The organism is Streptomyces sp. NPDC020192, assembly GCF_044388685.1.
Classification (GTDB): domain Bacteria; phylum Actinomycetota; class Actinomycetes; order Streptomycetales; family Streptomycetaceae; genus Streptomyces.
In genome coordinates this window covers 188,674-215,163 of the sequence record NZ_JBIRXG010000010.1, presented here as the reverse complement: position 1 = coordinate 215,163, position 26,490 = coordinate 188,674, and the positions used below count along the sequence as shown (strand labels likewise).

The following is a 26,490-nucleotide window of genomic DNA, read 5'->3' as shown; positions in this document are numbered from 1 at the left end:
GGTTCCGTGATCGGGATATCGCGGGCGTCCGGAGCGGGGCAAGGGGATGGTGCCCACCTTCACGAGATGTACGGGCCCGCCCGGACGGATCAGGGGCGCGCAGGACCAGGGCGCACGCCCCCGCTCACACCCGTAAGCCCCCCGGCTCACCGTCGTACACCGCGCCCGCTCATCCCCTCGCGCCGACGGCCTGTTCGAACCAGACCGTCTTGCGGTGCCCGCTCGCCGTGGCGCCCCACTCCCGGGCCAGTCGGCTGACCACGCGCAGCCCGCGGCCCGACTCGTCGTGGGGGCCGGCGCCGAGCATCGCGGGCAGGGCGGGTTCGTCGTCGGTGACCTCGAAGAGCAGGGCGTCGGCGCGGACCACGCGCAGGTCGACCGGCTCGCTCCCGGCGTGCCGTACGGCGTTGGTGACGACCTCGCTGACCAGCAGTTCGGCGGTCTCCACCGCCTGCGGCAGGCCCCAGGCGAGGAGCTGGGCGCGGACCAGGCGGCGGGCCCGGGCGACCTCGCGCGGGTCGGGGTCGAGCCGCCATTCGGCGACGTGGTCGCCGGGGATGCCGTTGAGGCGGGCCATGAGCAGGGCGACGTCGTCCTTGCGGCCGCCGTGGGTGTTGAGGGCGCGGATGATGGTGTCGCAGGCGTCGTCCATGGAGGCGGCGGGGTGCGCGGCGGACTCGCACAGCGCGGCCAGTCCCTCGCCGATGTCGGAGCCGCGGACCTCGACCAGGCCGTCGGTGCACAGCACCAGCCGGTCGCCGGGCGCGACCCTGACCCGGACGGACTCGAAGGCGACGCCGCCGACGCCGACGGGGGCACCGGTGGGCAGGTCGAGGAGTTCGCTGCTGCCGTCCTCGGCGCGCACCAGGACCGGCGGGATGTGGCCGGCGTTGGCGAGGTGCAGTTCGCCGCGGATCGGGTCGTAGACCGCGTACAGACAGGTGGCGAGGTAGGTGTCGCCGAGGCGCCGGGCCAGGTCGTCGAGGTTGCGCAGGAGCTGGGCCGGCGGGGTCTCCATCGCGGCCATGGTCTGGACGGCGGTGCGCAACTGGCCCATCATCGCGGCCGAGTTGAGGCCGTGACCCATGACGTCGCCGACGACGAGGGCGGTGCGCGAGCCGGGCAGTTTGATGGTGTCGAACCAGTCGCCGCCGATCCTGCCGAGCCGGGTGCCGGGCAGATAGCGGGTCGCCACGTCACAGCCGGCCATCCGCGGGGTGACCTGCGGCAGCATGCTGTCCTGGAGGGTGTCGGCGACGTTCTCCTGGTACGTGTACATGCGCGCGTTGTCGAGCACGAGCCCGGCGCGGGCGGCGAGTTCGGCGCCGGTGGTGCGGTCCATGTCGTCGAACGCGGGCCGGTCGGGGCGGCGCATCAGCACCATGAAGCCGAGGACGACGTTGCGGGCCTTGAGCGGCACGATCAGCAGCGAGCGGCCGCCGATGAGGGGCCTGAGGTCGCGCTTCTCGAACTCGCCGGAGATTCGCTCGGACAGCTCCTCGGTGACCCTCGGGATGAGCACCGGCTCACCGGTGACCATGCACTTGTAGAACGGCGTGTGCTCGGGGAAGGCGAAGGCCTCGCCGACGGGCACGGTGTCGTCCCAGCGGCCGGGTTCGTCGTTGTGCTCGACCCAGACGCGGAACATCACGGTGCTGGCGTCGGGCGGGCCGTCGGGGAAACCCTCCCCGGCGAGGACGGCGGCGCGCAGATGGGTGCCGGCGAAGTCGGCGAACCGGGGCACGGCGGCGCTGGTGACCTCGCGGATGGTCTCACCGAGGTCGAGGGAGGAGCCGATGCGGGAGCTGACCTCGTTGAGGAACTCCAGCCGCTCGCGCACCGCGGCGTACTCCAGGTCCTCCTCGGCGCCGGCCGGGACCAGGACGGACGCGGACCGCTGCTGCGGTACGACGGGCTCGGCACGGCGGCGGCCCGGGCGGCGGGGCACGCCCCAGTACGGGGTGACGGGCACCCGCTCGGACTGGCTGAACTCCAGGACCGGATAGCCCAGTTCGAGGACCTGGGCGACGATGCGGGAGCTGAGTCCCGGGCCCATGTTGGGCAGGATCTCGGGCAGCCGCCGCTCCAGCTCGTCGGAGGCGGGCAGTTCGGTGTGCCGGGCGAAGCCGGGCGAGATGCGCTCGGCGGTCTCGTCGTCGTAGCCGCGTTCGTCGCGCAGCCGGCCGGCGTCGGCGGCGAGCACGAGCAGCCGGGACGGACCGGGGCCGACCAGCGGGTAGGCCCACCACAGCACGTCGAGCCGCTCCCCGCCCTCGGGATCGCCGTGTGCGGCGAGGCGGGCGCGGCCGGCGGTGGCGTAGCCGGTGTGCCCGTCGAGCGAGGCCTCCAGGTCGGGGCCGGGCCCGTCGTAGCGCGTGTACGCGTCGGGCATCGCCGCGTCGTGCGCTTCCTCGGGGAGGGCGCCAGAGACCGGCAGCAGATCGGCGGCGGGCCGTCCTACGGCGTCCTCGCGTCCGGCGCCGAACAACCGCCGTGCTCCGCTGCTCCAGTGGGACACGAGGCCGGTGCGGTCGACGACGACCACGGCCAGCGGAATGCGGCCCGCGGCGGCGTCACCCGCGCCGTGGCCGGGAGGTGTGTCCCGCGTGCTGCCACGGTCGTCGCCGAAATCCATGGCCCAGGCCCTTTCTCCCCGCGGCTGTTCGCAAACGATCTGTCAAGCCTGCCACTACCGTACGGCGGCGGCCGGTCGCGATGTGTGGCAATCCTGGAATTGACCTCGCCGGATCCCACCCGCGCGCAGCTCAGCGGCCCGCGAGCGCCCCCTGCCCCCTCCGTCAGTCCTCGTGGCCGAGCTGCAGGTCGCGTTCGGTGCGGCCGCCGCCCGCGACCTGGAGCACGGTCGCGACCGGCGGGTAGCCGGCGGCGATGACGGTGTACTCGCCGGAGGACAGGTCGACGAACCGGAACGTTCCGTCCGCTCCGGTGGTGAGGGTGTCGACGACGTTGCCGGCGGCGTCGAGGAGCGTCACGCGCGCGTCCTCCACGGGCCGGCCGCCGTTCGCCCGGACGGTGCCCTTCAGCACGGCGCCGCCCGCGAGTTCGACGTCCTGCCGGGTCTCCCGGGAGGCCTGCACGGTGACCGGGAGGGCGGCGGGCCGGAAGGCGGGGGCGCTGGCGGCCAGGGTGTACTCGCCGGCGACGAGTTCGGTGATGACGTAGCCGCCCTCGCGGCCGCTGCGGGTGGCGGCGACGACCTCGCCGTGCACGTTGGTGAGGGTGACGGTGGCGTCCCGTACGGGGCTGCCGTCGGCGGTGCGGACGCTGCCGGCGAGGCGTCCGGCGCCGCCGAGGACGACGTCGAGCTCGACGGGCCGTTCGCCGACGGTGACGGAGACGGCCTGCGGCTGGTGGCCGCCCGCGGAGGCGATGAGCACGTACGACCCGGAGCCGGGCGTGCTGAGCGCGTACCGCCCGTCCTCGCCGCTGGCGCCCCGGCCGATCTGCTGGCCGGTGACGTTGATGAGGGTGAGGGCGGCGCGGGGCACCACGGTGCCGTCGGGGTGCTGCACGGTGCCGCAGACGGGGATGCCGGCGGCGTAGGGCGAACGGGCCTGTGGAATGGGGGGGTTCACGGTCTCGTGCTCGGTCTCGGCGGTGGGGTGGGACACCAGGGGTTTCTCCTTGAGGAAGAAGGCGATGAGCAGGCCTGCGACGAGCACCGGGACGAGGTAGAGGAAGATCCGGGGCATCGCGTCGGCGTAGGCGCGGATGTAGGCGTCGCGCAGGGCCGGCGACAGGGCGTGCACCGCTTGCGGGGTGATGGAGTCCGCGTCGGGCAGCCGGGCACCCGCGCGCGGGGGCAGTTCCCTGCGCAGCGCGGAGGTGAGCCGGTCGGCAAAGAGGGTGCCGAAGATCGCGGCGCCGACGCTGCCGCCGATCTGCCGGAAGTAGTTGTTGGCGCTGGTGGCGGCGCCGAGGTCGGAGGGCCGTACGGAGTTCTGCACGGCGAGGACGAGGACGGGCATCACCAGGCCGATGCCGGCGCCGAGGACGGCCATCCAGATGCTGTAGTGCAGCCGGGGCGTGTCGGTCTCGAGGCGGGACAGCAGCCACATGCCGGCGACGGAGACGGCGCTGCCGAGCACGGGGAAGACCTTGTAGCGGCCGGTGCGGCTGATGAGCTGGCCGCCGATGATCGAGGCGCCGACGATCCCGGCCATCATGGGCAGCATCAGCAGCCCGGACTCGGTGGCGCTGGCACCGTCGACCATCTGCAGGAAGGTCGGCAGATAGCTGGCGGCGCCGAACAGGGCGACGCCGATGACCAGGCCGACCAGGCCGCTGACGTTGAAGACGGAGTCGCGGAACAGCCGGAGCGGGATGAGGGGTTCGGCGGCGAAGCGCTCGGCGACGAGGAAGAGGACCGTGGCGGCGAGGGCGCCCGCGCCGAGGCCGAGGATCTGCCGTGAGCCCCACGCGTAGTCGGTGCCGCCCCAGCTGGTCAGCAGCACCAGGCAGGTGGAGGCGGTGGCGAGGAGCAGCGCGCCGAGGATGTCGAGGCGGCCGCGGGTGGCGGGTTTCGGCAGTTTCAGGACGACGGTGACCACGGCGAGGGTGACCAGGCCGAAGGGGACGTTGACGTAGAAGCAATAGCGCCAGGAGAGATGGTCGGTGAAGTAGCCGCCGAGCAGCGGGCCCGCGACGGAGGCGAGGCCGAAGGCGGCGCCGATCAGGCCCATGTAGCGGCCGCGTTGGCGGGGCGGCACGATGTCGGCGATGATCGCCTGCACGCCGATCATGAGCCCGCCGGCGCCGACGCCCTGGACCGCGCGGAAGGCGATCAGCTGGTCCATGGACTGGGCCCGGCCGGCCAGCGCGGAGCCGAGGACGAAGACGGCGATGGCGAACTGGAAGACGCCCTTGCGGCCGACGAGGTCGCCGAGTTTGCCGTACAGCGGCAGGCCGATGGTGGAGGTGAGCAGATAGGCGGTGATCGCCCAGCTCATCCGGTCCAGGCCGTGCAGTTCGCCGACGATCTTCGGCAGGGCGGTGGCGACGATCATCTGGTCGAGCGCCGCGAGGAGCAGGGCGAGCATCAGCCCGAGGAAGACCAACCGCACGCGGCGTGCGCCGAGTTGAGGCGCCGGTCCGGGCGGTGGCGACGGTACGGCGGTGTCCCCCCGCGCGGTGGCCCGCTCCCCCTCGGCCGGTGCCGCGACCGGCTCGTGTGTCACCAGAGTCGTCCCGCCCACGTACCGCTCCCCTCGTCACACCTGATCACATGTCCCGCGTAAGGCGTCAACTGTGAACAACTGCGGCGAGTTACGGCATCGTTCCGGACAACGAGGAGATCCACTCGAACCGGTGAAGGGGCCAACCCCCCTTCACCGGCTGGACTTTGGTCCTACTTCTCGACCTCGGCGGCGAGGTTGGCGAGCAGGGCGTCGTAGATCCGGCCGAGGCCCTTGGGGGCGAACGTCTTCTCGAAGAAGCCGCCGATGCCGCCGGCGCCGGTCCAGGTGGTGGTGACGACGACCCGGGACCTGCCCTCGCCGGCGGGGGTGACGCGCCAGGTGGTGACCATGGAGGAGTTGCGGTCCTTCTCGACCAGCTCGCCGTCGGTGGGCTCGCTGACCTCCAGCAGGCAGTCGCGGACCCGCTTGCTGGTGGCCTGGAGCTTCCAGTGGACGAGGGTGCCCTCGCCGTCGCCGCCCTCGCGGACCTCGTACTCGCTGAAGTGCTCGGGCAGCAGCTTCTGCCGCGTGCCGCGGTAGTCGGCGAGGGCGTCGAACACCTTCTCCGCGTCCGCCGCGACGACCCGCTCCGTAGTGGCCTCGACCTGCGCCATTGCGTTCCTCCAGGACCTGGTTTCTCGGGATGGGACCAAGCCAACCACCCCGGCGCCCGGCGCCCCAAATCGGGGGGCGTCAACACAGGTCGCACGATCATGGGAACAGATGTTCTATTCTCTGCGGCAGTACTACCGAGGAGGCGTCATGCGCTGGGAGAACCTCACGGAGCGGAGCGAACACGGCCGGGCCGAACCCGCACTGTTCGGCGCGGACGCGGTCACGATCCGCACCTTCGACACGCCCGAGTTCCGGGGAATCACCTTCCACGAGGTCCGGTCGCGCTCGGTGCTGAACCGGGTGCCGGGCGCCTCGCGCATGCCGTTCGAATGGACCGTCAATCCCTACCGCGGCTGCACGCACGCGTGCGTGTACTGCTTCGCCAGGAAGACCCACAGCTATCTGGACCTCGACACGGGCCTCGGCTTCGACACCCAGATCGTGGTCAAGGTCAACGCGCCCGAGGTGCTGCGCCGCCAGCTCGCCTCCCCCCGCTGGCAGGGCGAGCACGTCGCGATGGGCACCAACGTCGACTGCTACCAGCGGGCCGAGGGCCGCTACCGGCTGATGCCGGGCATCATCTCCGCCCTCACCGAGCACGCGAACCCGTTCTCGGTCCTCACCAAGGGCACGCTCATCCTGCGCGACCTGGACCTGCTGGTGCGGGCGGCCGAGGTGACGGACGTCGGCATCTCGGTCTCGGTCGGCTTCCTCGACGACGGGCTGTGGCGCACGGTGGAGCCGGGCACCCCCGCGCCCGAGCGCCGGCTGGACGTCGTCCGCACCCTCGGCGAGCACGGCATCGGCTGCGGGGTGCTGATGGCGCCGGTCATCCCGTTCCTGAGCGACCACCCCGACCAGCTGCGGGCCACGGTACGGGCGATCGCGGCGGCCGGGGCGACCTCGGTGACCCCGCTGACGCTGCACCTGCGCCCGGGCGCCCGGGAGTGGTTCATGGCCTGGCTCGCCCGGCACCATCCGCACCTGGTGCGGCGCTACGAGCGGCTGTACGCGGCGGGCGCCTACGCGCCCACGTGGTACCAGCGCCGGATCACCCGTCAGGTGCACGAGCTGGCACAGGAGTACGGCATCGGACCCACGCGCGCGGGGCTGGCCCGCCGTATCCGCCCGGCGGCCCCGGACGAGCCGGAGCAGGTGGAAGAACCGACCCAGCTCACTCTCATGTGACGGCGTCCGGGTGAGGACGTTCGAGGGCATCGCGCGGGCCCAATCGGGTCAACTCCGGGCGCAGCGCGTTCTCCAGGGCCCCGGTCCCGGGACGATGCGGCGAGGGCCGTGATCCTCGCGGTCCGCCGATCCCTCCGCGTCCGTCCCGGGAGGACCCATGAGAACACGCGCAGCCGTGCTGTGCGCTGCCGCCGCCGTGGTGGCGGGCTCGGTCACCGCCCTGCCCGCGCAGGCCGCCCCCTCGGCCCCGCTCGGCTGGACGACGTGCGGCACCGGCGACTACCCGACGCTGCAGTGCGCGTCCCTGAAGGTGCCGCTGGACCACGCGAACCCGGCGGGCCGGCAGATCACGCTCGCCCTGTCCCGCGTCCCGCACACGGCGACCACGTTCCAGGGCCCGCTGCTGGTCAACCCGGGCGGCCCGGGCGGCAGCGGCCTCACCCTCGCCGGGTTCGTCGCCTCCGCGCTGCCGAGGAGCGTCGCCGCCCAGTACGACGTCATCGGCTTCGACCCGCGCGGCGTCGGCAGGTCGGCCCCGGCTCTGGACTGTGCGCCCGGCCACTTCAAGGCGGTGCGCCCCGACACCGTGCCCGCGACGGCGGCAGTGGAAAAGGCGAACCTCACGCGCGCGAGGTCCTTCGCCGCCGCCTGCGGCCGCAGGCACGCCGACGTGCTGCCGTACATCGACACCGTCAGCGCCGCACGCGACATGGACGCCGTCCGCGCGGCCCTCGGCGCCCCGCGGATCACGTACTTCGGCTACTCCTACGGCACCTACCTCGGCGCGGTCTACGCCAAGCTTTTCCCCGAACGGGTCCGCCGTCTCGTACTGGACTCGGTGGTCGACCCGGCCGGGGTCTGGTACGCGGACAACCTCGGCCAGGACTACGCCTTCAACGACCGCCACCGCGCCCTGATGACCTGGATCGCCCGGCACGACTCCACGTACCACCTCGGCAGGGACCCCGGGAAGATCGAGGCCACGTGGTACGCGATGCGGGCGGCGCTGGCGAAGAAGCCGGCCGCCGGCAAGGTCGGCGCCGCCGAGCTGGAGGACACCTTCGTCCCCGGCGGCTACTACAACGGCTACTGGCCCTATCTCGCCGAGGCGTTCGCGTCGTACGTGCGCGAGGGGAACACCGAGCCGCTGGTGGAGGCGTACGAGAACTTCGGCGCCGTCGGCCACAAGGGCGACAACGGCTACAGCGTCTACTCGGCGGTGCAGTGCCGGGACACCGCCTGGCCCGGCTCCTGGAACCGGTGGCGGGCGGACACCTGGGAGGTGTACCGCAAGGCGCCGTTCTTCGCCTGGAACAACGCCTGGTACAACGCGCCGTGCGTCTACTGGCCGGGGGCGCGGCGCGAGCCGGTGAACGTCGCCAACGCCAAGCTGCCGCCGACGCTGCTCTTCCAGGCCACCGACGACGCGGCGACGCCCTATCCGGGCGGGGTCACCGTGCACCGACTGCTCGCCCGTTCCAGCCTCGTGGTCGAGGAGGGTGGCGGGAACCATGGGATCACGCTGAGCGGCAACGCGTGCCTGGACCGGTATCTGAGTGCGTACCTGGCGGACGGGCGGGTACCTCGTGGCTCCGCCGGTGTGGCCGACGCGGTGTGTGCGAAGTCCCCCGATCCCGAGCCGTTGGCTGCGAAGGCGGCGTCCACTTCTTCGCGGGGGGCTGCGCTGCACGGGTTGCTTGGATTTCGTCGGTAGACGCGCCTACGGACGTGCCGGGATGTGCCGTCGTGCGTCTGCGGCAGCGCCGTGGCTTGTCGCACCCACGCGGCGGAGCCGCATATCGATACAGCCCCGCGCCCCATCGGGGCGCTGTCACCATGGAGTCATGAGTGAACCGATCCGTATTCCCGCCCCCGACGGCGTCGCCCCCGCCGCCCAGTACAGCCATGTCGTCACAGCCACCGGCCGACTCGTCGTCGTCTCCGGCCAGCTCCCCCTCGACGAGAAGGGGGAGCTGGTCGGTGCCGGGGATCCCGCGGCGCAGGCTCGGCAGGTGTTCGAGAATCTGAGGCGGTGTCTGGCCGCCGCCGGTGCCGGGTTCGAGCACGTCGTCAAGTTGACGTACTTCGTGACGGACACGGCCCACCTGCCCGCCATCCGCGCGGCCCGTGCCGAGCACATACCCGACGACCGGCTGCCGGCGTCGTCCGCGGTGCGGGTGGCCGGGCTGGTGGGGCCGGAGTTCCTCATGGAGGTCGAGGCGCTCGCGGTGGTGGACGGGTGAGCGCACCAGGCATGTGCTGAGCCGGTGTCATCTGGCTTCCTTCTGCTGGGGGATGCGGGTCAGGGCGTGCACCGCCGCCTCCGCGAGGGCGGGGTGGGCCAGGGCCTCGTTCAGGACACGGCGGGCGCGGGGGTCGCCGAGGGTGCCGAGGCCCTCCACACAGGCGAGGGCGACCTTGCGGTAGGGGTCGTGGGGACTGAGGCGGCGTTCCAGGGTGGTGATCAGCGCGGGCACGGACTCGGGGGCGCGCAGGGCGGTCAGGAGCCGTACCGGATGCAGGGCGTAGGCGACGCGCAGTTCGTTGGTGGCGAGGGCCGCCGCCGCGCGGGCCGTGCGGGGGTCGCCGAGGCGGGCCAGGGCTGCGGCGGCGGAGGCGCAGCGCGGGGGGTCGCGGTGGTTCAGGAGCAGCACCAGGGACTCGAAGGCACGCCGGTCACCCGCACGGCCGAGGCGGAGCGCGGCCAGCTCTCTGGCCCACAGGGGCTGTCCGGGCGCGCTGAGCACCTCCGCGAGTTCGTCGTGGTCCTCGGTCGCCAGCAGCCGCTCGAACGCCGCCGAGCCGTGCGACTCCTGCCGTAAGCGCTCCGTGAGCGATCGCAACTCTTCGTCCACGAAGTCCAGCGTAGGCGGTGGCGAGACCAGGGGGAGCTACATCACAAAGTCGGATTCGAGCGCTCCTCTAGCGCGCTCGTTACCCGCGGGTTAAGCTCAGACGAGCGAGTTACCCACTCGCATCCTCGCTGGCGACGGTTTGGTGACGCGGCCGTCGCGAGCAACCATCAGTTCGGTACGGCTCGTACCGCTGTACGACCCGGCTCCGGGACAGGGCCGGTCGATTCCCTGCCGTTCGTACGGGCGTTGTGCGCGCCCGTGGCACTGGCAGCACCGGGCGTGTGCGCTCGCAGCCCGGCAACACCCGCACTCCTTTCCGCTCCGTGGTGCGCCCTTCGGCGCACCCGGCGCGTTCCTCGTCGTCACCCTCATTCCAGGAGTCCCGCGATGGCCACTCCCCTGTCCCCCCAGTCCGGCACCCCGTCCACGCTCAAGACGATCGCCGTCGTCGGCCTCGGCACCATGGGCACCGGCATCACCGAGGTCCTCGTGCAGGCCGGCCGCGAGGTGATCGGCATCGACGTCGGCGAGGCCCAGGCCGCGCGGTGCGTCGCCGCCCTGGAGGCCTCCACCGCCCGCGCCGTGGAGCGCGGCCGGCTCACCGAGTCCGAGCGCGCCGACGCCCTCGCCCGGCTGCGCACCGGCACCGACCTCGCGGCGGCGGCCGACGCCGACCTCGTCCTCGAGGTGGCCCCGGAGTCGTACGAGATCAAGCACCGGATCCTCCGCGAGCTGGACGGCATCGTCCGCCCCGACACGATCCTCGCCACCGGCACCAACGCCCTGTCCGTGACCCGGCTCGCCGCCGACTCGGCCCGCCCCGAGCGGGTGCTGGGCCTGCACTTCTTCAACCCGGCGCCCGCGATGAAGCTGGTCGAGGTCGTCTCCTCGGTGCTGACCGCGCCGGGGGCCGTCGCCGCGGTCACCGACCTCGCGCTCGAGCTGGGCAAGGAGCCGGTCGCGGTCGGCGACCGCCCCGGTTTCGTCGCCGACGGCCTGCTGTTCGGCTACCTCAACCAGGCCGCCGCGATGTACGAGGCCCGCTACGCCTCCCGCGAGGACATCGACGCGGCGATGCGGCTCGGCTGCGGTCTGCCGATGGGCCCGCTCGCGCTGCTGGACCTGATCGGCATCGACACCGCGCGCACCGTCCTGGAGGCCATGTACGCCGAGACCCGCGACCGGCTGCACGCACCCGCCCCGATCCTCAAGCAGCTCAGCGAGGCGGGCCTGACCGGCCGCAAGTCCGGGCGGGGCTTCTACACCTACGAGGCGCCGGGCAGCGCCACGGTCGTCGCCGACGCCCTGACCCCCGACGCCGCCGGCACCGGGACCCCCGGCCGCGAAGTCCGCTCCGTCGGCGTCGCCGGCTCCGGCACCATGGCCTCCGGCATCGCCGAGGTGTTCGCCAAGGCGGGCTACGACGTCGTGCTGGCCGCCCGCAGCGAGGAGAAGGCGCAGGCCGCCAAGGCCCGGATCGGCAAGTCGCTCGCACGCTCGGTCGACAAGGCCCGGCTGACCGCGGAGGCCGCCGCCGAGGTGCTGGACCGGATCGTCCCGGCCGGGTCCTACGACGCGTTCGCCGACGTCGACCTGGCCGTCGAGGCGATCGCCGAGGACCTGGAGGTCAAGCAGCAGCTGTTCGGCACACTGGACAAAATCTGCAAGCCCGGCGCGGTCCTCGCCACCACCACCTCCTCGCTGCCCGTCGTCGCCTGCGCCCGCGCCACCTCGCGCCCGCAGGACGTGATCGGCATGCACTTCTTCAACCCGGCGCCGGCGATGAAGCTGGTCGAGGTCGTGCGGACCGTGCTGACGGCCGACGACGTCCACGCGACCGTCCGCGAGGTCTGCGCGAAGATCAAGAAGCACGCGGTGGACTGCGGCGACCGGGCCGGCTTCATCGTGAACGCGCTGCTGTTCCCGTACCTCAACAACGCGATCAAGATGGTCGAGGAGCACTACGCGTCCCTGGACGACATCGACGCGGCGATGAAGCTCGGCGGCGGCTACCCGATGGGCCCCTTCGAGCTGCTGGACGTCGTCGGCCTGGACGTCTCGCTGGCCATCGAGAAGGTCCTGCACCGCGAGTTCCGCGACCCGGGTCTCGCCCCGGCGCCGCTGCTGGAGCACCTGGTGGCGGCGGGCTGCCTCGGCCGCAAGACGGGCCGCGGCTTCCGCGAGTATGCCCGCCGCTGAGGGCGTCGGCGACTGGTCCCACGCGGAGACGGACTGGGGCGGACTGCTCGATCCCGCTGCGCATTCCCTCCCCGCCCGGGCAGGCGGTCCCCCGTCCCTCCGGGGCGGGGAAACCCCCACACCTGCGCAAAGAGCTGCGCACATGCAGTACGTTCGGGTCATGTCCCAGCCCGCCAAGTCCTCACGTACACCAGCTACGCCCGACGCGCCGGAAAGTGCCGCAGGCAGTCGCGCCGCCGCCCAGCGGCTCAAGATGCGCCGAGAACTGGCGGCCGCAGCCATGGAGCTGTTCGCGACCAAGGGGTACGAGGCGACCACCGTCGACGAGATCGCGGCCGCCGCCGGAGTCGCCCGCCGCACCTTCTTCCGCCACTTCCGCTCCAAGGAAGAGGCGATCTTCCCGGACCACGACGACACGCTGGTCCGGGCCGAGGCGGTCCTCAACGCCGCCCCCGCGCACGAGCACCCGCTCGACACCGTGTGCCGCGGCATCAAGGAAGTCATGAAGATGTACGCGGGCCGGCCGGAGATCTCGGTCGCCCGCTACAAGCTCACCCGCGAGGTGCCCACCCTGCGCGAGGCCGAGATCGCCTCGGTGGCCCGCTACGAGCGCCTGTTCACCCGCTATCTCCTCGGCCACTTCGACGAGCACGCGCACGCCGACGACGTGGGCGACGACCCGCTGCTGGCCGAGGTGGCCGCCTCCGCCGTCGTCACCGCCCACAACCACGTGCTGCGGCGCTGGCTGCGGGCGGGCGGCCAGGGCGACGTCGAGGCACAGCTCGACCACGCCTTCGCGATCGTACGGAAGACGTTCGGTACCGGGATCGGGGCGGGCCGCACCGCGCCGGCGAGGCCGCCGGCGGCATCGACGTCCGCCCAGGGCGAGATTCTGGTGACCGTCGCCCGCACCGACGCCCCGCTGGAGGAGGTCATGCGGACCATCGAGCAGGCTCTGAAGGAGCGCTGACCCCGCTCTCACGCTGTGATGACGGCCACCCTACGGGGTGGCCGTTTTGCCATGTCAGGGCCCGTTTTCGAGTGGATTTCAAGCCCCGTTCGATCGATCATCGCTCATTTGTTACGTAAAGATTTCATCTGAGGGCTTGTTCTGGCACTCAGTGCCTTGCGACCTGACACGCGGTGTCATACGTTGAAGATGTCCGGGCGGCCGGCGAGCAGAGACCGTTCGCTCGCCGGCTGTCCCCGCAAGCCGATGGCTGACCGCGCCCGGACGCCTGCGTCACAGGCAACCTCCCGCGCCACAAAGCGCTGCCGAAGCACCACCGAGCCGAACCGACGGCACCCCTCAAAACCCTCAGCAGCACTCATCTCAGCACCGACGAACCCTCAGCGCCCCCTCCCCTCAAGGGGGCGCACACCGCCGGAGGCAACACCGTGACCGTGAAGGACATCCTGGACGCGATCCAGTCGCAGGACGCCACGTCCGCCGACTTCGCCGCCCTGCCGCTCCCCGAGTCGTACCGCGCGATCACCGTGCACAAGGACGAACAGGAGATGTTCGCGGGCCTCACCACCCGCGACAAGGACCCGCGCAAGTCGCTCCACCTCGACGACGTGCCCGTGCCCGAACTCGGCCCGGGCGAGGCCCTGGTGGCCGTCATGGCCTCCTCGGTCAACTACAACTCGGTGTGGACCTCGATCTTCGAGCCGATGCCGACGTTCGGCTTCCTGGAGCGCTACGGCAAGGTCAGCGAGCTGACCCGCCGCCACGACCTGCCGTACCACATCATCGGCTCCGACCTCGCGGGCGTCGTCCTGCGCACCGGTCCCGGTGTCAACGCCTGGAAGCCCGGCGACGAGGTCGTCGCGCACTGCCTCTCCGTCGAGCTGGAGTCGAGCGACGGGCACAACGACACGATGCTCGACCCCGAGCAGCGCATCTGGGGCTTCGAGACCAACTTCGGCGGTCTCGCCGAGATCGCGCTGGTCAAGTCCAACCAGCTGATGCCGAAGCCGGCCCACCTCAGCTGGGAGGAGGCCGCGGCCCCGGGCCTGGTCAACTCCACCGCCTACCGCCAGCTGGTCTCCCGCAACGGCGCCCAGATGAAGCAGGGCGACAACGTGCTGATCTGGGGCGCGAGCGGCGGACTCGGCTCGTACGCCACCCAGTTCGCACTCGCCGGCGGCGCCACCCCGATCTGTGTGGTCTCCAGCGAGCAGAAGGCCGAGATCTGCCGGAGGATGGGCGCCGAGCTGATCATCGACCGCAACGCCGAGGACTACCGGTTCTGGAAGGACGAGCACACCCAGGACCCCAGGGAGTGGAAGCGCTTCGGCAAGCGCATCCGGGAACTCACCGGCGGCGAGGACGTCGACATCGTCTTCGAGCACCCCGGCCGCGAGACCTTCGGTGCCTCGGTCTACGTCACCCGCAAGGGCGGCACGATCGTCACCTGCGCCTCGACCTCCGGGTACAACCACGAGTACGACAACCGCTACCTGTGGATGTCCCTGAAGCGGATCATCGGCTCGCACTTCGCCAACTACCGCGAGGCCTGGGAGGCCAACCGCCTCGTCTCCAAGGGGAAGATCCATCCGACCCTGTCGAAGGTGTACGCCCTCGAGGAGACCGGTCAGGCGGCCTACGACGTCCACCGCAACCTGCACCAGGGCAAGGTCGGCGTGCTGTGCCTCGCGCCCGAGGAGGGCCTGGGTGTGCGCGACGTGGAGATGCGCGCCCAGCACATCGACGCCATCAACCGCTTCCGCAACATCTGAGGACACGAGGCCATAGATGACTGAGCGTCAGAAGGACCGGCCGTGGCTGATGCGCACGTACGCCGGTCACTCCACGGCCGAGGCGTCCAACGAGCTGTACCGGCGCAATCTCGCCAAGGGCCAGACCGGTCTGTCGGTGGCGTTCGACCTGCCGACGCAGACCGGCTACGACCCCGACCACATCCTCGCCCGCGGCGAGGTCGGCCGGGTCGGCGTGCCCGTCTCGCACCTCGGTGACATGCGCCGGCTGTTCCAGGACATCCCGCTGGAGCAGATGAACACCTCGATGACGATCAACGCCACCGCCATGTGGCTGCTGGCGCTCTACCAGGTCGTCGCGGAGGAGCAGGGCGCGGACATCACCAGGCTCCAGGGCACGACCCAGAACGACATCGTCAAGGAGTACCTGTCCCGGGGCACCCATGTGTTCCCTCCGGGACCGAGCCTCCGGCTGACGACGGACATGATCGCGTACACGGTCTCCCACCTCCCGAAGTGGAACCCGATCAACATCTGCAGCTACCACCTGCAGGAGGCGGGCGCCACTCCGGTCCAGGAGATCGCGTACGCGATGTCCACGGCGATCGCGGTCCTGGACGCCGTCCGGGACTCCGGCCAGGTGCCGCAGGAGCGTATGGGTGATGTGGTCGCCCGCATCTCCTTCTTCGTCAACGCGGGCGTCCGCTTCGTCGAGGAGATGTGCAAGATGCGGGCGTTCGGCCGCATCTGGGACAAGGTCACCCGCGAGCGGTACGGCATCGAGGACCCCACGCAGCGCCGGTTCCGCTACGGCGTCCAGGTCAACTCGCTCGGCCTGACCGAGGCGCAGCCGGAGAACAACGTCCAGCGGATCGTGCTGGAGATGCTGGCGGTGACGCTGTCGAAGGACGCACGCGCGCGTGCCGTACAGCTGCCGGCCTGGAACGAGGCCCTCGGGCTGCCCCGGCCCTGGGACCAGCAGTGGAGCCTGCGCATCCAGCAGGTGCTCGCCTACGAGAGCGACCTGCTGGAGTACGAGGACATCTTCGAGGGCTCGAAGGTGATCGAGGCGAAGGTGGAACAGCTGGTCGCCGACTCCTTCGCGGAGATCGACCGGATCCAGGAGATGGGCGGCGCGATGGCCGCCGTCGAGTCCGGCTACCTGAAGTCGCAGCTGGTCTCCTCGCACGCCGAGCGGCGCGCGCGGATCGAGTCCGGCGAGGAGAAGATCGTCGGGGTCAACGCCTTCGAGGGCACCGAGCCGAACCCGCTGACCGCCGACCTGGACACCGCGATCCAGACGGTCGACCCGGCGGTCGAGGCCCGCGTCATCGCCTCGCTCCGGAACTGGCGCGACACGCGCTACCAGCCGCCCTTCAACCACCCGCGCCCCTGCAAGGCGCTGGAGCGGCTGAAGGAGGCCGCCAAGGGCACCCAGAACCTGATGGAGGCCACGCTGGAGTGCGCCCGGGCCGGGGTCACGACCGGCGAGTGGGCGGGCGCCCTGCGCGAGGTGTTCGGCGAGTACCGGGCGCCCACCGGGGTCTCCTCGGCGCCGGTCGCGGTTCCCGCCGAGGCCGGCTCGGCGCTCGCGGACGTGCGCGCCCGGGTGGAGGCCACCGCCCGCGAGCTGGGCGTCGGCAAGCTGCGCTTCCTGGTCGGCAAGCCGGGCCTGGACGGGCACTCCAACGGCGCCGAGCAGATCGCCGTACGCGCCCGTGACGCCGGGTTCGAGGTGGTCTACCAGGGCATCCGGCTGACGCCCGAGCAGATCGTGGACGCGGCCCTCGCCGAGGACGTGCACGCGGTCGGTCTGTCGATCCTGTCCGGCTCGCACGCCCAGCTGGTGCCGGACGTACTCCAGCGGCTGCGTGTGGCCGGTGCCACAGATATACCCGTGATCGCAGGTGGCATCATCCCGAACGGTGACGCCGAACAGCTCAGGGCCGCTGGCGTGGCCGCGGTGTTCACCCCGAAGGACTTCGACATCACCGGAATCATCGGCCGCATCGTCGACGAGATCCGGACAGCGAACAAGCTCGACCCCCTGGAGGTCCCCGCATGACGACCGTCAACCGTCTCCGCCCGCGGCGCTCGTGCCTGGCAGTACCCGGTTCGAACCCGCGCTTCCTGGAGAAGGCGCAGGGTCTCCCGGCCGACCAGGTCTTCCTGGACCTGGAGGACGCGTGCGCGCCGCTCGCCAAGCCCGAGGCGCGGCACACCATCGTCAAGTTCCTCAACGAGGGCGACTGGACGGGCAAGACGCGGGTCGTGCGTGTCAACGACTGGACGACCGAGTGGACGTACCGCGATGTCGTCACGGTCGTCGAGGGGGCCGGCCAGAACCTCGACTGCATCATGCTGCCGAAGGTGCAGACGGCCGAGCAGGTCGTCGCCCTGGACCTCCTGCTCACCCAGATCGAGAAGACGATGGGCTTCGAGGTCGGCAAGATCGGCATCGAGGCGCAGATCGAGAACGCGCAGGGCCTCAACAACGTCAACGAGATCGCGCAAGCCTCCCCGCGCGTCGAGACGATCATCTTCGGCCCGGCCGACTTCATGGCGTCGATCAACATGAAGTCGCTGGTCGTGGGCGAGCAGCCGCCCGGCTACCCGGCGGACGCCTACCACTACATCCTGATGAAGATCCTGATGGCCGCCCGCGCCAACAACCTCCAGGCGATCGACGGCCCCTACCTGCAGATCCGCAACATCGACGGCTACCGCGAGGTCGCCCAGCGCGCCGCCGCGCTCGGCTTCGACGGCAAGTGGGTGCTGCACCCGGGCCAGGTCGAGGCGTCCAACGAGATCTTCTCGCCCTCCCAGGAGGACTACGACCACGCCGAGCTGATCCTGGACGCGTACGACTACTACACGTCCGAGGCGGGCGGCAAGAAGGGCTCCGCGATGCTCGGCGACGAGATGATCGACGAGGCCAGCCGCAAGATGGCCCTGGTCATCTCCGGCAAGGGCCGGGCCGCCGGCATGCAGCGCACGTCGAAGTTCGAGATCCCGGAGGCCTGAGCGCGATGCAGTTCGGACGCACGTACGAGGAGTTCGAGGTCGGGGCGACGTACAAGCACTGGCCGGGCAAGACGGTCACGGAGTACGACGACCATCTGTTCTGTCTCCTCACCATGAACCACCACCCGCTCCACATGGACACCAACTACGCCGAGAAGACGACGGACTTCGGCAAGAACGTCGTCGTCGGGAACTACATCTACTCCCTGCTGCTCGGCATGAGCGTGCCGGACATCTCCGGCAAGGCGATCGCCAACCTGGAGATCGAGTCGCTCAAGCACGTGGCGCCGACCTTCCACGGCGACACCATCTACGGCGAGACGACCGTGCTCGACAAGTGGCCGTCGAAGTCGAAGAACGACCGCGGGATCGTCTACGTCGAGACCAAGGGCTACAAGCAGGACGGCACCCTGGTGTGTGTCTTCCGCCGCAAGGTCATGGTGCCGACCGAGACGTACATCAAGGAGCGCGGTGGCGAGCAGCCCGGCCGCCCGGAGCTGAAGCAGCAGGAGAAGTAGTCATGGCCCGTCTCGCCCAGACCGCCGGTCTGACCGACGTCCAGCAGGAGATCCTCTCCACCGTCCGGGACTTCGTCGACAAGGAGATCATCCCGGTCGCGACCGAGCTGGAGCACCGCGACGAGTACCCGCAGCAGATCGTCGACGGCCTCAAGGAACTCGGCCTGTTCGGCCTGATGATCCCCGAGGAGTACGGGGGCCTGGGCGAGTCGCTGCTCACCTACGCGCTGTGCGTGGAGGAGATCGCCCGTGGCTGGATGTCGGTGTCCGGCATCATCAACACCCACTTCATCGTCGCGTACATGCTCAAGCAGCACGGCACGCAGGAGCAGAAGGACCACTTCCTGCCGAGGATGGCGGCCGGCGACATCCGGGGCGCCTTCTCGATGTCGGAGCCGGGCCTGGGCTCCGATGTGTCGGCGATCACCTCGAAGGCGGTGAAGGACGGCGACGAGTACGTCCTGAACGGCCAGAAGATGTGGCTGACGAACGGCGGCACGTCGTCGCTGGTGGCCGTGCTCGTCCGGAGTGACGAAGGACACCCCGAGGGCACGGCGCCGCACAAGTCGATGACGACCTTCCTGGTCGAGAAGGAGCCGGGCTTCGGCGAGGTCCGTCCGGGGCTGACGATCCCCGGCAAGATCGAGAAGATGGGCTACAAGGGCGTCGACACCACCGAGCTGATCATGGACGGCCTGCGGATTCCGGCCGACCGGGTGCTCGGCGGGGTCACCGGCCGCGGTTTTTACCAGATGATGGACGGCGTCGAGGTCGGCCGGGTGAATGTGGCGGCACGTGGCTGTGGTGTCGCCCAGCGTGCCTTCGAGCTCGGCGTGAGTTACGCCCAGCAGCGGCACACCTTCGGCAAGCCGATCGCCCAGCACCAGGCGATCCAGTTCAAACTGGCGGAGATGGCGACCAAGGTCGAGGCCGCCCATGCGATGATGGTCAACGCGGCACGCAAGAAGGACTCCGGGGAACGCAACGACCTGGAGGCCGGGATGGCGAAGTACCTCGCCTCCGAGTACTGCAAGGAGGTCGTGGAGGACGCCTTCCGGATCCACGGCGGCTACGGCTTCTCCAAGGAGTACGAGATCGAGCGCCTGTACCGCGAGGCGCCGATGCTGCTCATCGGTGAAGGTACCGCCGAGATCCAGAAAATGATCATCGGGCGCAGACTGCTCGAAGAGTATCGTTTCCAGGGCTGATTGTCCGGATATGGGGTGTTTTCTTCGAGAAGAAGATCACACCCCGTAGACGTTGTTCAGCCGCTCTTCGGCCGCCGACTCGGCTTCCTGGCTTGCCCAGTTGCGGCCCGCGACCGGTACGATCCCCGGAAAGCCGCCGTCCCCCGTTAACTGCGCGGCATCATCCGCTACGAAGGTCATCCATGCCCCACAGCCAAACCTCTGCACATCGAGACAGCCTGGCCGGCGTACGCCTCGCGCGCGGAGCATCGCCGTGGCTTCTCCCGACCGTCGCCACCGCAGCCCTCAGCCTGGCCCGTGCCCGCCGCTCGGGCGCCGCCAAGGCCGTCGCCGTGCCCGCCACCGCGCTGGCGGCGGGCATGCTGTGGTTCTTCCGCGACCCCGAGCGCGAGATCGCCACGGGCCGGGTCATCTCGCCCGCCGACGGTGTGGTGCAGAGCATCATGCCGTGGAAGGACGGGCGTACCCGCGTCGCGATCTTCATGAGCCCGCTGAACGTCCACGTCAACCGCGCGCCCCTGTCGGGCATGGTGACATCGGTCGAACACATCCCCGGCGGCTTTGTTCCGGCCTTCAACAAGGAGAGCGAGAACAACGAGCGCGTAGTCTGGCATTTCGACACCGAACTCGGCGACATCGAGATGATCCAGATCGCCGGCGCGGTGGCCCGTCGCATCGTGCCCTACGTGCCCGAGGGTACGAAGGTCGAGCAGGGCGACCGAATCGGTCTGATCCGCTTCGGCTCGCGTGTCGACCTCTACCTGCCCGAGGGTGTGGAGGTCGCGGTCGAGGTCGGACAGAAGACCGTGGCTGGGGTGACTCGCATTGACCGTGATTGATCCGGAGACCCAGGCGGGCTGGGTGCCCGAGGCCGACGAGGTGGACGAAGAAGAGGAGATGCCCCTCTCTCTCCGCCTCTCAATAGCGGACACCCTCACGCTCGGCAACGCCACGTGCGGCTTCATGGCGGTGTACTTCACCACCACCGGCATCCTGATCCCGCACCTGACGGGGAACGACGCGTCCGCGGGCATGGCGCGGCACAGCGCCGCCACGGCCGTCATCCTGATGCTCTGCGCGGCCGTCTTCGACCTGTTCGACGGACTGGTGGCCCGGAAGCTGCGCTCGTCCCCCATGGGCGCGGAACTGGACAACCTCTCCGACCTGATCAGCTTCGGCCTCGCGCCCGCGTACTTCGTCCTCGTCTACGGCATGGTCGCCGACGACGCACACCAGCGGATGGCGGCGCTGGGGGCAATCGTGGTGCTCCTGGCGGTCGTACTCAGACTCGCCCGCTTCTCCTGCGTGACGATGAAGGACGGCATGTTCCAGGGCATGCCCTCGCCGTTCGGCGCGCTGACGGTGGTCTCCATCGTCCTGCTGGAGCTGCCCTTCGTGGCGACCCTGCTGGCGATCCTGGGCACGGCGTGGCTGATGGTGAGCCGCGTGGAGTACCCGAAGCCGAGGGGCCGCCTCGCCGGCGCGATGCTCGGCTGGATCGTCCTGTCCATGGGCCTGCTGGCGGCCTGGGCCTTCGACGCGCCCAGCGGCCAGCTGCTGCTCCAGACGGGCTGCGCGCTGCAGCTGGTCATGGGCGCGGTGATCCCGCTGTTCGCCACGGCCCGCCGGGTGAACAACTTCCGCGACAACCGGCGCGAGGCGCGGGCGGCGCAGCTGCCCTGACCCTCCGCACCGGCACCGACGGGTGTGGCCCGAGCCCCAGCAGCTCGGGCCACACCCGTTTCGCGTTCAAGAGCTCGCCCCGATTGCCTGTTGAGCAGTCAACTAGGCCTGTTCTCCGCCGAGTTGCGGTGGTCCGCCGAGGGGAGGACGGTGGATTCAGGGGTTTGTCAGGGTCATATGCCCTGATTCAGGGGGTTACCTTCTCGCACACCCGATGGGAGGACACCCATGTCCGCCATCACCATCACGGACCGCAGCATCCCCTTCCGGTCCACCAACCCGGCCAACCCCGGCGACCAGGTGCGGCTGTTCGTGCAGGAGTACGACGGCACCCCGCACGGCCAGGACCGCAGGCCGGTGCTGATGCTGCACGGCAGAAGCGCGCCGGCGGCCGCGGCGTTCGACCTCATGCTGCCCCGCGGCTTCGGCACCGGCGGCCCCGAGGACCGGTACAGCTGGGCGCGGTACCTGGCGGGCGCGGGCTACGACGTGTTCATCATGGACATCCAGGGCAACGGCCAGTCGACCCGGCCGGCGGTGATGGACGTGCCGTGCAACGCCAACCCCGCCCAGCAGCTGCCGGTCCTGGTCCCCAACCCGCTCCCGCAGGTGTGTGTCCCTCCCTACCCCCACCAGCTGGGCAATTCCGAGAGCGAATGGGCGGAGCTGGACGCCGTGGTCCGGTTCATCAGGGGTCTGTCCCCCGACCGGAACAAGCCGATCGAGTTCATCGGCTGGTCCGCGGGCGCGTTCGTGCTGGGGCCCTACACCCTCCAGCACCCGGAGAACGTCGCCCACCTCATCCTGCTGGCCCCGATCTTCCCGCCCCAGGGCCGCTGGTCCACGCAGCCCACGGACCCCTTCGGCCGCCCGCCCGACGGACAGAGTCTGCCGGTGTCCCGGCCGCCCGTCCTCTTCGGCTTCCCGCTGAACGTCAACAGCAAGTCCGGCTTCACCACCGCGTGGGACATCGAGCAGGGCAGCCCCGAGCAGCGGGAGCCGGGCATGACCGACCAGGTGTGGGAGACGGTGATCGCCACCGACGACGTCGGCCTGAAGTGGGGGCCGCCCTCGGGTCCGGACGGCCCGCCCCAGGGCGTGCTGCGCTTCCGGAACAGCTACTGGTGGGGCTGGAACAGCGAGACGGTCCCGCTGACCGACGACTCGGGCACACCCGTGCTCGGCGGCCGGGTGCCCGTGCTCATCGTCTACGGCGCCCTCGACCGGCAGGCCAACAACTCGGCCACGCTGCCCCCGGTCGCGCACTTCTCCGTCCCGGACCTCTACCAGGCCATCGCCGGGCCCCAGAAGCTCATGTTCTGCTACGCCGACGCCGGGCACATGATGGCCTGGGAACGCCCGGCAAAGTTCCTGCACCACATGTCACGGAAGTGGCTGGACGAGGGCACGGTGGAGGGCCTCACGGCCGGGAGCTACCTCCGGGACGCGGACGGCGAGCTCACGCCCCTGCAGTAGCCGCCCGCCGTCCGGCGTCGGCTCCGGCTCAGACCAGGCCGTCGCGCGCGATCCGCTCCGCCACGTCCTCGAGGATCGGTCCGGCCTCCGCGATGCATCGCGCCACGTCCGGCTCGACCGAGGTCAGCGGGTAGGCCCGCTCGATGCCGGCCCGCAGCAGGGCCTCCTCCGGGAGGGCGAGACGGCCGCACACCGCCACGACCCGCTTGCCGGCCGCCCGCGCCGCAGCGGCGACGCCCGCCGGTGCCTTCCCGTGCAGCGTCTGCTCGTCCAGCGACCCCTCACCGGTGATCACCAGCGAGGCCCGCTCCAGCGCCGGAGCGAAACCCAGCACATCCAGCATGACCTCGATACCGGGGCGGAAGCGGGCACCCAGGAGCAGGGCGCCGTAACCGATGCCGCCCGCCGCGCCCGCGCCCGGCGCCGCCGCGTCCTCGGCGGCCCGCGGTCCCACGGCCGCCTCCAGTACCTTCGCGTAGTGCCCGAGCGCCGTGTCCAGGGTCTCCACGTCGTCCGGGGAGGCGCCCTTCTGCGGGCCGTAGACGGCCGGTGCGCCCTTCGGGCCGGTCAGCGGATTGTCCACGTCGCTCGCCAGGACCAGCTCCACCTCGGACAGGCGCGGGTCCAGGCCGGACAGGTCGGCGCGGGCCAGGTCGGCGAGGCCTCCGCCGCCCGGGGTCACCGGCTCGCCATCCTCGTCCAGGAACCGTGCCCCCAGCGCCGACAGCATGCCCGCGCCGCCGTCCGTGGTGGCGCTGCCGCCGACGCCGAACACGATCGTCCGCGCGCCCGCGTCCAGCGCGGCCCGCAACAGCTCTCCGGAGCCGTACGTCGAGGCCGTCAGGGCCGCGAAGACACCGGCCGGGAGGCGCTGGAGGCCGCTGGCCTCGGCCATCTCCACGACGGCGGTGTCCCCGCGCAGCGCGTACGCGGCGGTCACCTCCTGGCCCAGCGGCCCGGCGACCCGCACCTCGCGGCGCTCGAAACCGGCCGCGACCGCCGCGTCCACCGTCCCGTCGCCGCCGTCGGCCACCGGCAGCGCCTCGACCGCGAGGTCAGGCACGACCCGGCGCAGCCCGGCCGTCACCCGCTCGGCGACCTGCACGGCCGTCAGCGAGCCCTTGAACTTGTCCGCGGCGATGAGCACCCGACGGGTCTCGTCCGCTGCAGCGTGAGCCACCTTGCTTTCCCCTTGCTCTCCGGGCCCCGCGCACGTCAGGGCCAGTCGCGCCGCTGCGACCTTAACCTCAGCGGGCCCCTGCCGTCATGCCCCGACCGAAGGCTGGGAAGCGGCCGGGAACACCCCGGGGAAAACGGGTAAACCCCTGCCATGACCACCCAGCCCGCCGCGGCCCCCCGGCGCACCGGGCCGGACCTCGCCGACCGCGTCCACGGCGGCTGGCTCGGCCGGATCGCGGGCAACATGCTCGGCAAGCCGGTCGAACAGGGCGAGGTGTGGACCCGCGACCGCATCGACCGCTATCTGACGCGGGCCGGGGCGCTGCCGCTCACCGGCTATCTGCCCGAGCCCGCCGACCCGTCCGACCGCGCGATGCTGCGCCCGGAGTGGCGGGAATGCGTGCGCGGCCGGATCCACGGCAGCTGCCGGGACGACGACGTGGACTACGCGATCCTCGGCCTGGACCTGCTGGAGACCCACGGCTTCGGCTTCAGCACCGAGCAGGTCGGCGACCTGTGGCTGCTCAGACTGCCGTACCTGCAGACCTTCACCGCGGAACGGGCGGCGTACCGCAATCTCGTCGCCGGGCTCCGGCCGCCGCTGACGGCGACGTACCACAATCCCTACCAGGAGTGGATCGGGGCGCTGATCCGCGCCGACGTGCACGGCTGGACCTGCCCCGGCGACCCGGTGCGCGCCGCCGGTCTGGCCCGCCGGGACGCGGTGCTGTCGCACACCGGGAACGGCGTCTACGGCGCCATGTGGGCGGCCGCGCTGATCGCGGCGGCGTTCACCGCGCCGACCGTGCGGGAGGCGCTCGAGAGCGGGCTCGGGGTGATCCCGGCGGGGAGCCGGCTCGCCCGTACCGTACGGCGGGTCGCGGCCCTGCACGAGTCGGGCCTGGCCTGGGAGGAGACGCTGGCCGTGCTGTCCGAGGAGACCGCGGGGCTGGGCTGGATCCACACCGTCCCGAACGCCGCCGTGCTCACCGCCGGGCTGCTCTACGGCGACGACGACTTCACCCGGACCCTCGCCCTGACCGTGCGGGCCGGTCTGGACACCGACTCGAACGGGGCGACCGCCGGCTCGGTGGCCGGGGTGCGCACGGGCGCGGCCGGGATCCCCGCCCAGTGGACGGAGCCGCTCGAGGACACGGTCCGGGGCGCGGTGTCCGGCTTCGACGGCGTACGGATCAGTGCGCTGGCGGAACGCACCCTGCGCCTGGTGACGGCCGCGCCGTAGCCGTACGGCGGCTGGTTACCCTTCCTCAATGACCACGACTCCTGACTTCGCCACGTACATCGCGAGCCTGCCGCGCGTCCTCGCCGGTGCCGCCGCGCTCTTCCGGGACGCCGAGGGGCGCGTGCTGCTGGTCGAGCCCAACTACCGGGAGGGCTGGGCGCTTCCCGGCGGCACCATCGAGTCCGACGACGGCGAGACCCCGCGCGAGGGCGCGCGCCGGGAGACGCTGGAGGAGATCGGCCTCGACCGCGAGCTCGGCCGGCTGCTGGCCGTGGACTGGGTGCGCGGCGAGGCCCGGCCGCCGCTGGTGGCGTACCTGTACGACGGGGGTGTCCTGACGGAGTCCGACCTGAAGGCCGTCCGGCTGCAGGAGGAGGAGCTGCTGTCCTGGCGCCTGGTGCCGCGCGAGGAGATCACCGACCACCTCCCCGGCGCCCTCGGCCGCCGCGTCCTGACCGCCCTGGACGTCCTCGCGGACGGCTCCGGCACGGCGGAGCTGGAGAACGGCCACCGGGTGGCATGACCCACGCCTGCGCGGGCGGCACGTCATCCGTGCGCGGGGCCCGTTTCGGCTCCGGGCCGGATGCCGTCGTACGGGGAACCGTTCCTGTGGTGGGACCTCGCCCGGTCGTGGCACGATACCGGGTGGGGAGAGGGGGACGAGATTCTGTCGGTCGTCGCGAACGTCGCGATCGGGCTGCTGACCAGCCTGCTCGGCGGCGGGTTCGTCTGGTTGTGGGAACGGGCCAAGCGCACACGGGCGGTGAACAGGCGCGCGGCATTCTTCGGCGTCCGGCCGGGGCAGACGTGCCTGGTCGTGTTGGGCGGCAAGTACAACGCCCCGGGCACCGCGCACTACCGGGATGTGCGGGCGATCGTGGAACTCACGCTTCTTGCGGGAGAGTTGGGCTGCGAGGTCTCGGTGGAGTCCGGTGACTTCCGCGGCAGCAACGGCGACAGCACCGAGTTCTGCGTGGGCGGCCCCACGGGCGGCTCCAACATCCGCACCGGCGGTCACCTCGCCGCTCATCTTCCCGGAGTCACGGTCCATCCCTATGACGGCACCCGGCCGGACTCCGTGGCCATCGAGGTCGGCGGCGAGAAGTTCCTCTTCGACCGGGGCAACCAGGAGTACGCGCTGGTGGCGAAGTTCACACCCGAGGAGTCCGACCGCCCTGTCTTCCTGGTCTCCGGGCAGTCGTCCGTGGCCAACTTGGCGGCGATCCACTTCCTGCGCCGCGAGTACATGCAGGTGGCCGAGGTCTTGTCCTCGCTGGAGCGATTCTGTGTCCTGATCAAGGTCTCCGGCATCGGCACGTACGACTTCCATCGCGCGGAACTGGAACGCGAGGTCACCGAGGCCGCGTTCACGCGGTGACGCCG

22 protein-coding genes are annotated in these 26,490 nt (G+C 71.1%); 16 read left to right on the top strand and 6 right to left on the bottom strand.

All coding sequences use genetic code 11. The annotated features are described in order from the left end of the window. Positions 1 to 169 precede the first annotated feature (169 nt). From ACH47Z_RS21020 to ACH47Z_RS21010, 3 genes are all read right to left on the bottom strand, one after another. Positions 170 to 2,635 (bottom strand): SpoIIE family protein phosphatase, encoded by a 2,466-nt coding sequence (locus ACH47Z_RS21020; protein ID WP_399075722.1) that lies wholly within the window; start codon positions 2,633 to 2,635, stop codon positions 170 to 172. Positions 2,636 to 2,798: 163 nt separating this feature from the next. Next, positions 2,799 to 5,216: an MFS transporter gene (locus ACH47Z_RS21015; protein ID WP_399075720.1), complete on the bottom strand. Its 2,418-nt coding sequence runs from the start codon at positions 5,214 to 5,216 to the stop codon at positions 2,799 to 2,801. Between the two features lie 152 nt (positions 5,217 to 5,368). Beyond that, positions 5,369 to 5,812, bottom strand: coding sequence for an SRPBCC family protein (locus ACH47Z_RS21010; RefSeq protein ID WP_399075718.1), 444 nt, complete (start codon positions 5,810 to 5,812; stop codon positions 5,369 to 5,371). A gap of 148 nt (positions 5,813 to 5,960) precedes the next feature. On the opposite strand from ACH47Z_RS21010, the gene ACH47Z_RS21005 reads away from it, so the two are divergent. The 3 genes from ACH47Z_RS21005 to ACH47Z_RS20995 all read left to right on the top strand — a co-directional run bounded on the left by ACH47Z_RS21005 (position 5,961) and on the right by ACH47Z_RS20995 (position 9,244). Beyond that, positions 5,961 to 7,001 (top strand): Rv2578c family radical SAM protein, encoded by a 1,041-nt coding sequence (locus ACH47Z_RS21005; RefSeq protein WP_399075894.1) that lies wholly within the window; start codon positions 5,961 to 5,963, stop codon positions 6,999 to 7,001. A 157-nt stretch (positions 7,002 to 7,158) separates the two neighbouring features. Further along, complete coding sequence (locus ACH47Z_RS21000; protein ID WP_399075716.1) at positions 7,159 to 8,715, top strand: alpha/beta hydrolase; 1,557 nt, start codon at positions 7,159 to 7,161, stop codon at positions 8,713 to 8,715. A 130-nt stretch (positions 8,716 to 8,845) separates the two neighbouring features. Beyond that, positions 8,846 to 9,244: a RidA family protein gene (locus ACH47Z_RS20995; RefSeq protein WP_399075713.1), complete on the top strand. Its 399-nt coding sequence runs from the start codon at positions 8,846 to 8,848 to the stop codon at positions 9,242 to 9,244. A gap of 27 nt (positions 9,245 to 9,271) precedes the next feature. On the opposite strand, the gene ACH47Z_RS20990 is transcribed toward ACH47Z_RS20995, so the two are convergent. After that, positions 9,272 to 9,856: an adenylosuccinate lyase gene (locus tag ACH47Z_RS20990; RefSeq protein WP_399075711.1), complete on the bottom strand. Its 585-nt coding sequence runs from the start codon at positions 9,854 to 9,856 to the stop codon at positions 9,272 to 9,274. Between the two features lie 387 nt (positions 9,857 to 10,243). Between ACH47Z_RS20990 and ACH47Z_RS20985 the strand changes: the two genes are divergently transcribed. The 7 genes from ACH47Z_RS20985 to ACH47Z_RS20955 all read left to right on the top strand — a co-directional run bounded on the left by ACH47Z_RS20985 (position 10,244) and on the right by ACH47Z_RS20955 (position 19,526). Further along, on the top strand, positions 10,244 to 12,055 hold the full coding sequence (locus ACH47Z_RS20985; RefSeq protein ID WP_399075709.1) for a 3-hydroxyacyl-CoA dehydrogenase family protein: 1,812 nt from the start codon (positions 10,244 to 10,246) through the stop codon (positions 12,053 to 12,055). 160 nt (positions 12,056 to 12,215) lie between these two features. Then, a complete protein-coding gene (locus tag ACH47Z_RS20980) occupies positions 12,216 to 13,025 on the top strand; it encodes a TetR family transcriptional regulator (protein WP_399075707.1) in 810 nt (269 codons plus the stop codon). 434 nt (positions 13,026 to 13,459) lie between these two features. After that, positions 13,460 to 14,797 carry a crotonyl-CoA carboxylase/reductase gene (ccrA, locus tag ACH47Z_RS20975; RefSeq protein WP_399075892.1) on the top strand — a complete coding sequence of 446 codons (1,338 nt, stop codon included), beginning with the start codon at positions 13,460 to 13,462 and terminating at the stop codon, positions 14,795 to 14,797. 16 nt (positions 14,798 to 14,813) lie between these two features. Continuing rightward, positions 14,814 to 16,841: a protein meaA gene (locus ACH47Z_RS20970; protein ID WP_399075705.1), complete on the top strand. Its 2,028-nt coding sequence runs from the start codon at positions 14,814 to 14,816 to the stop codon at positions 16,839 to 16,841. Beyond that, positions 16,838 to 17,800, top strand: coding sequence for an HpcH/HpaI aldolase/citrate lyase family protein (locus tag ACH47Z_RS20965; RefSeq protein ID WP_399075703.1), 963 nt, complete (start codon positions 16,838 to 16,840; stop codon positions 17,798 to 17,800). The genes ACH47Z_RS20970 and ACH47Z_RS20965 overlap by 4 nt, the downstream gene beginning before the upstream one ends. Before the next feature lie 5 nt (positions 17,801 to 17,805). Beyond that, the gene (locus ACH47Z_RS20960; protein WP_019757884.1) at positions 17,806 to 18,318 is read left to right on the top strand and encodes a MaoC family dehydratase; all 513 of its coding nucleotides are present in this window, start codon (positions 17,806 to 17,808) and stop codon (positions 18,316 to 18,318) included. A gap of 2 nt (positions 18,319 to 18,320) precedes the next feature. Continuing rightward, positions 18,321 to 19,526, top strand: a complete 1,206-nt coding sequence (locus ACH47Z_RS20955; RefSeq protein ID WP_399075701.1) for an acyl-CoA dehydrogenase family protein — start codon at positions 18,321 to 18,323, stop codon at positions 19,524 to 19,526. A 36-nt stretch (positions 19,527 to 19,562) separates the two neighbouring features. Here ACH47Z_RS20955 and ACH47Z_RS20950 read toward each other — a convergent pair whose 3' ends face one another. Continuing rightward, positions 19,563 to 19,706: a hypothetical protein gene (locus ACH47Z_RS20950; protein WP_399075699.1), complete on the bottom strand. Its 144-nt coding sequence runs from the start codon at positions 19,704 to 19,706 to the stop codon at positions 19,563 to 19,565. A gap of 2 nt (positions 19,707 to 19,708) precedes the next feature. Between ACH47Z_RS20950 and ACH47Z_RS20945 the strand changes: the two genes are divergently transcribed. The 3 genes from ACH47Z_RS20945 to ACH47Z_RS20935 all read left to right on the top strand — a co-directional run bounded on the left by ACH47Z_RS20945 (position 19,709) and on the right by ACH47Z_RS20935 (position 22,685). Next, positions 19,709 to 20,365, top strand: coding sequence for a phosphatidylserine decarboxylase (locus ACH47Z_RS20945; protein WP_399075698.1), 657 nt, complete (start codon positions 19,709 to 19,711; stop codon positions 20,363 to 20,365). A gap of 22 nt (positions 20,366 to 20,387) precedes the next feature. Next, on the top strand, positions 20,388 to 21,209 hold the full coding sequence (pssA, locus tag ACH47Z_RS20940; protein WP_399075890.1) for a CDP-diacylglycerol--serine O-phosphatidyltransferase: 822 nt from the start codon (positions 20,388 to 20,390) through the stop codon (positions 21,207 to 21,209). A 228-nt stretch (positions 21,210 to 21,437) separates the two neighbouring features. Beyond that, positions 21,438 to 22,685: an alpha/beta hydrolase gene (locus ACH47Z_RS20935; protein ID WP_399075695.1), complete on the top strand. Its 1,248-nt coding sequence runs from the start codon at positions 21,438 to 21,440 to the stop codon at positions 22,683 to 22,685. A gap of 28 nt (positions 22,686 to 22,713) precedes the next feature. Here ACH47Z_RS20935 and ACH47Z_RS20930 read toward each other — a convergent pair whose 3' ends face one another. Further along, the gene (locus ACH47Z_RS20930; protein ID WP_399075888.1) at positions 22,714 to 23,832 is read right to left on the bottom strand and encodes a glycerate kinase; all 1,119 of its coding nucleotides are present in this window, start codon (positions 23,830 to 23,832) and stop codon (positions 22,714 to 22,716) included. 183 nt (positions 23,833 to 24,015) lie between these two features. Here ACH47Z_RS20930 and ACH47Z_RS20925 point away from each other — a divergent pair, with 183 nt between their 5' ends. The 3 genes from ACH47Z_RS20925 to ACH47Z_RS20915 are packed head-to-tail and all read left to right on the top strand — an operon-like array spanning position 24,016 to position 26,485. Beyond that, a complete protein-coding gene (locus ACH47Z_RS20925; protein WP_399075693.1) occupies positions 24,016 to 25,107 on the top strand; it encodes an ADP-ribosylglycohydrolase family protein in 1,092 nt (363 codons plus the stop codon). Positions 25,108 to 25,135: 28 nt separating this feature from the next. Then, the gene (locus tag ACH47Z_RS20920; protein WP_399075690.1) at positions 25,136 to 25,630 is read left to right on the top strand and encodes an NUDIX domain-containing protein; all 495 of its coding nucleotides are present in this window, start codon (positions 25,136 to 25,138) and stop codon (positions 25,628 to 25,630) included. 60 nt (positions 25,631 to 25,690) lie between these two features. Next, complete coding sequence (locus ACH47Z_RS20915; protein ID WP_399075687.1) at positions 25,691 to 26,485, top strand: hypothetical protein; 795 nt, start codon at positions 25,691 to 25,693, stop codon at positions 26,483 to 26,485. Positions 26,486 to 26,490: the final 5 nt, after the last annotated feature.

Excerpts from the sequence above, each read along its gene's own strand:
- ACH47Z_RS21020 (WP_399075722.1), bottom strand. The coding sequence starts at position 2,635 with ATGGATTTCGGCGACGACCGTGGCAGCACGCGGGACACACCTCCCGGC.
- ACH47Z_RS21010 (WP_399075718.1), bottom strand. The coding sequence starts at position 5,812 with ATGGCGCAGGTCGAGGCCACTACGGAGCGGGTCGTCGCGGCGGACGCG.
- ACH47Z_RS21005 (WP_399075894.1), top strand. The coding sequence starts at position 5,961 with ATGCGCTGGGAGAACCTCACGGAGCGGAGCGAACACGGCCGGGCCGAA.
- ACH47Z_RS21000 (WP_399075716.1), top strand. The coding sequence starts at position 7,159 with ATGAGAACACGCGCAGCCGTGCTGTGCGCTGCCGCCGCCGTGGTGGCG.
- ACH47Z_RS20995 (WP_399075713.1), top strand. The coding sequence starts at position 8,846 with ATGAGTGAACCGATCCGTATTCCCGCCCCCGACGGCGTCGCCCCCGCC.
- ACH47Z_RS20985 (WP_399075709.1), top strand. The coding sequence starts at position 10,244 with ATGGCCACTCCCCTGTCCCCCCAGTCCGGCACCCCGTCCACGCTCAAG.
- ACH47Z_RS20980 (WP_399075707.1), top strand. The coding sequence starts at position 12,216 with ATGTCCCAGCCCGCCAAGTCCTCACGTACACCAGCTACGCCCGACGCG.
- ACH47Z_RS20970 (WP_399075705.1), top strand. The coding sequence starts at position 14,814 with ATGACTGAGCGTCAGAAGGACCGGCCGTGGCTGATGCGCACGTACGCC.
- ACH47Z_RS20965 (WP_399075703.1), top strand. The coding sequence starts at position 16,838 with ATGACGACCGTCAACCGTCTCCGCCCGCGGCGCTCGTGCCTGGCAGTA.
- ACH47Z_RS20960 (WP_019757884.1), top strand. The coding sequence starts at position 17,806 with ATGCAGTTCGGACGCACGTACGAGGAGTTCGAGGTCGGGGCGACGTAC.
- ACH47Z_RS20955 (WP_399075701.1), top strand. The coding sequence starts at position 18,321 with ATGGCCCGTCTCGCCCAGACCGCCGGTCTGACCGACGTCCAGCAGGAG.
- ACH47Z_RS20950 (WP_399075699.1), bottom strand. The coding sequence starts at position 19,706 with ATGACCTTCGTAGCGGATGATGCCGCGCAGTTAACGGGGGACGGCGGC.
- ACH47Z_RS20945 (WP_399075698.1), top strand. The coding sequence starts at position 19,709 with ATGCCCCACAGCCAAACCTCTGCACATCGAGACAGCCTGGCCGGCGTA.
- ACH47Z_RS20935 (WP_399075695.1), top strand. The coding sequence starts at position 21,438 with ATGTCCGCCATCACCATCACGGACCGCAGCATCCCCTTCCGGTCCACC.
- ACH47Z_RS20925 (WP_399075693.1), top strand. The coding sequence starts at position 24,016 with ATGACCACCCAGCCCGCCGCGGCCCCCCGGCGCACCGGGCCGGACCTC.
- ACH47Z_RS20920 (WP_399075690.1), top strand. The coding sequence starts at position 25,136 with ATGACCACGACTCCTGACTTCGCCACGTACATCGCGAGCCTGCCGCGC.
- ACH47Z_RS20915 (WP_399075687.1), top strand. The coding sequence starts at position 25,691 with ATGCCGTCGTACGGGGAACCGTTCCTGTGGTGGGACCTCGCCCGGTCG.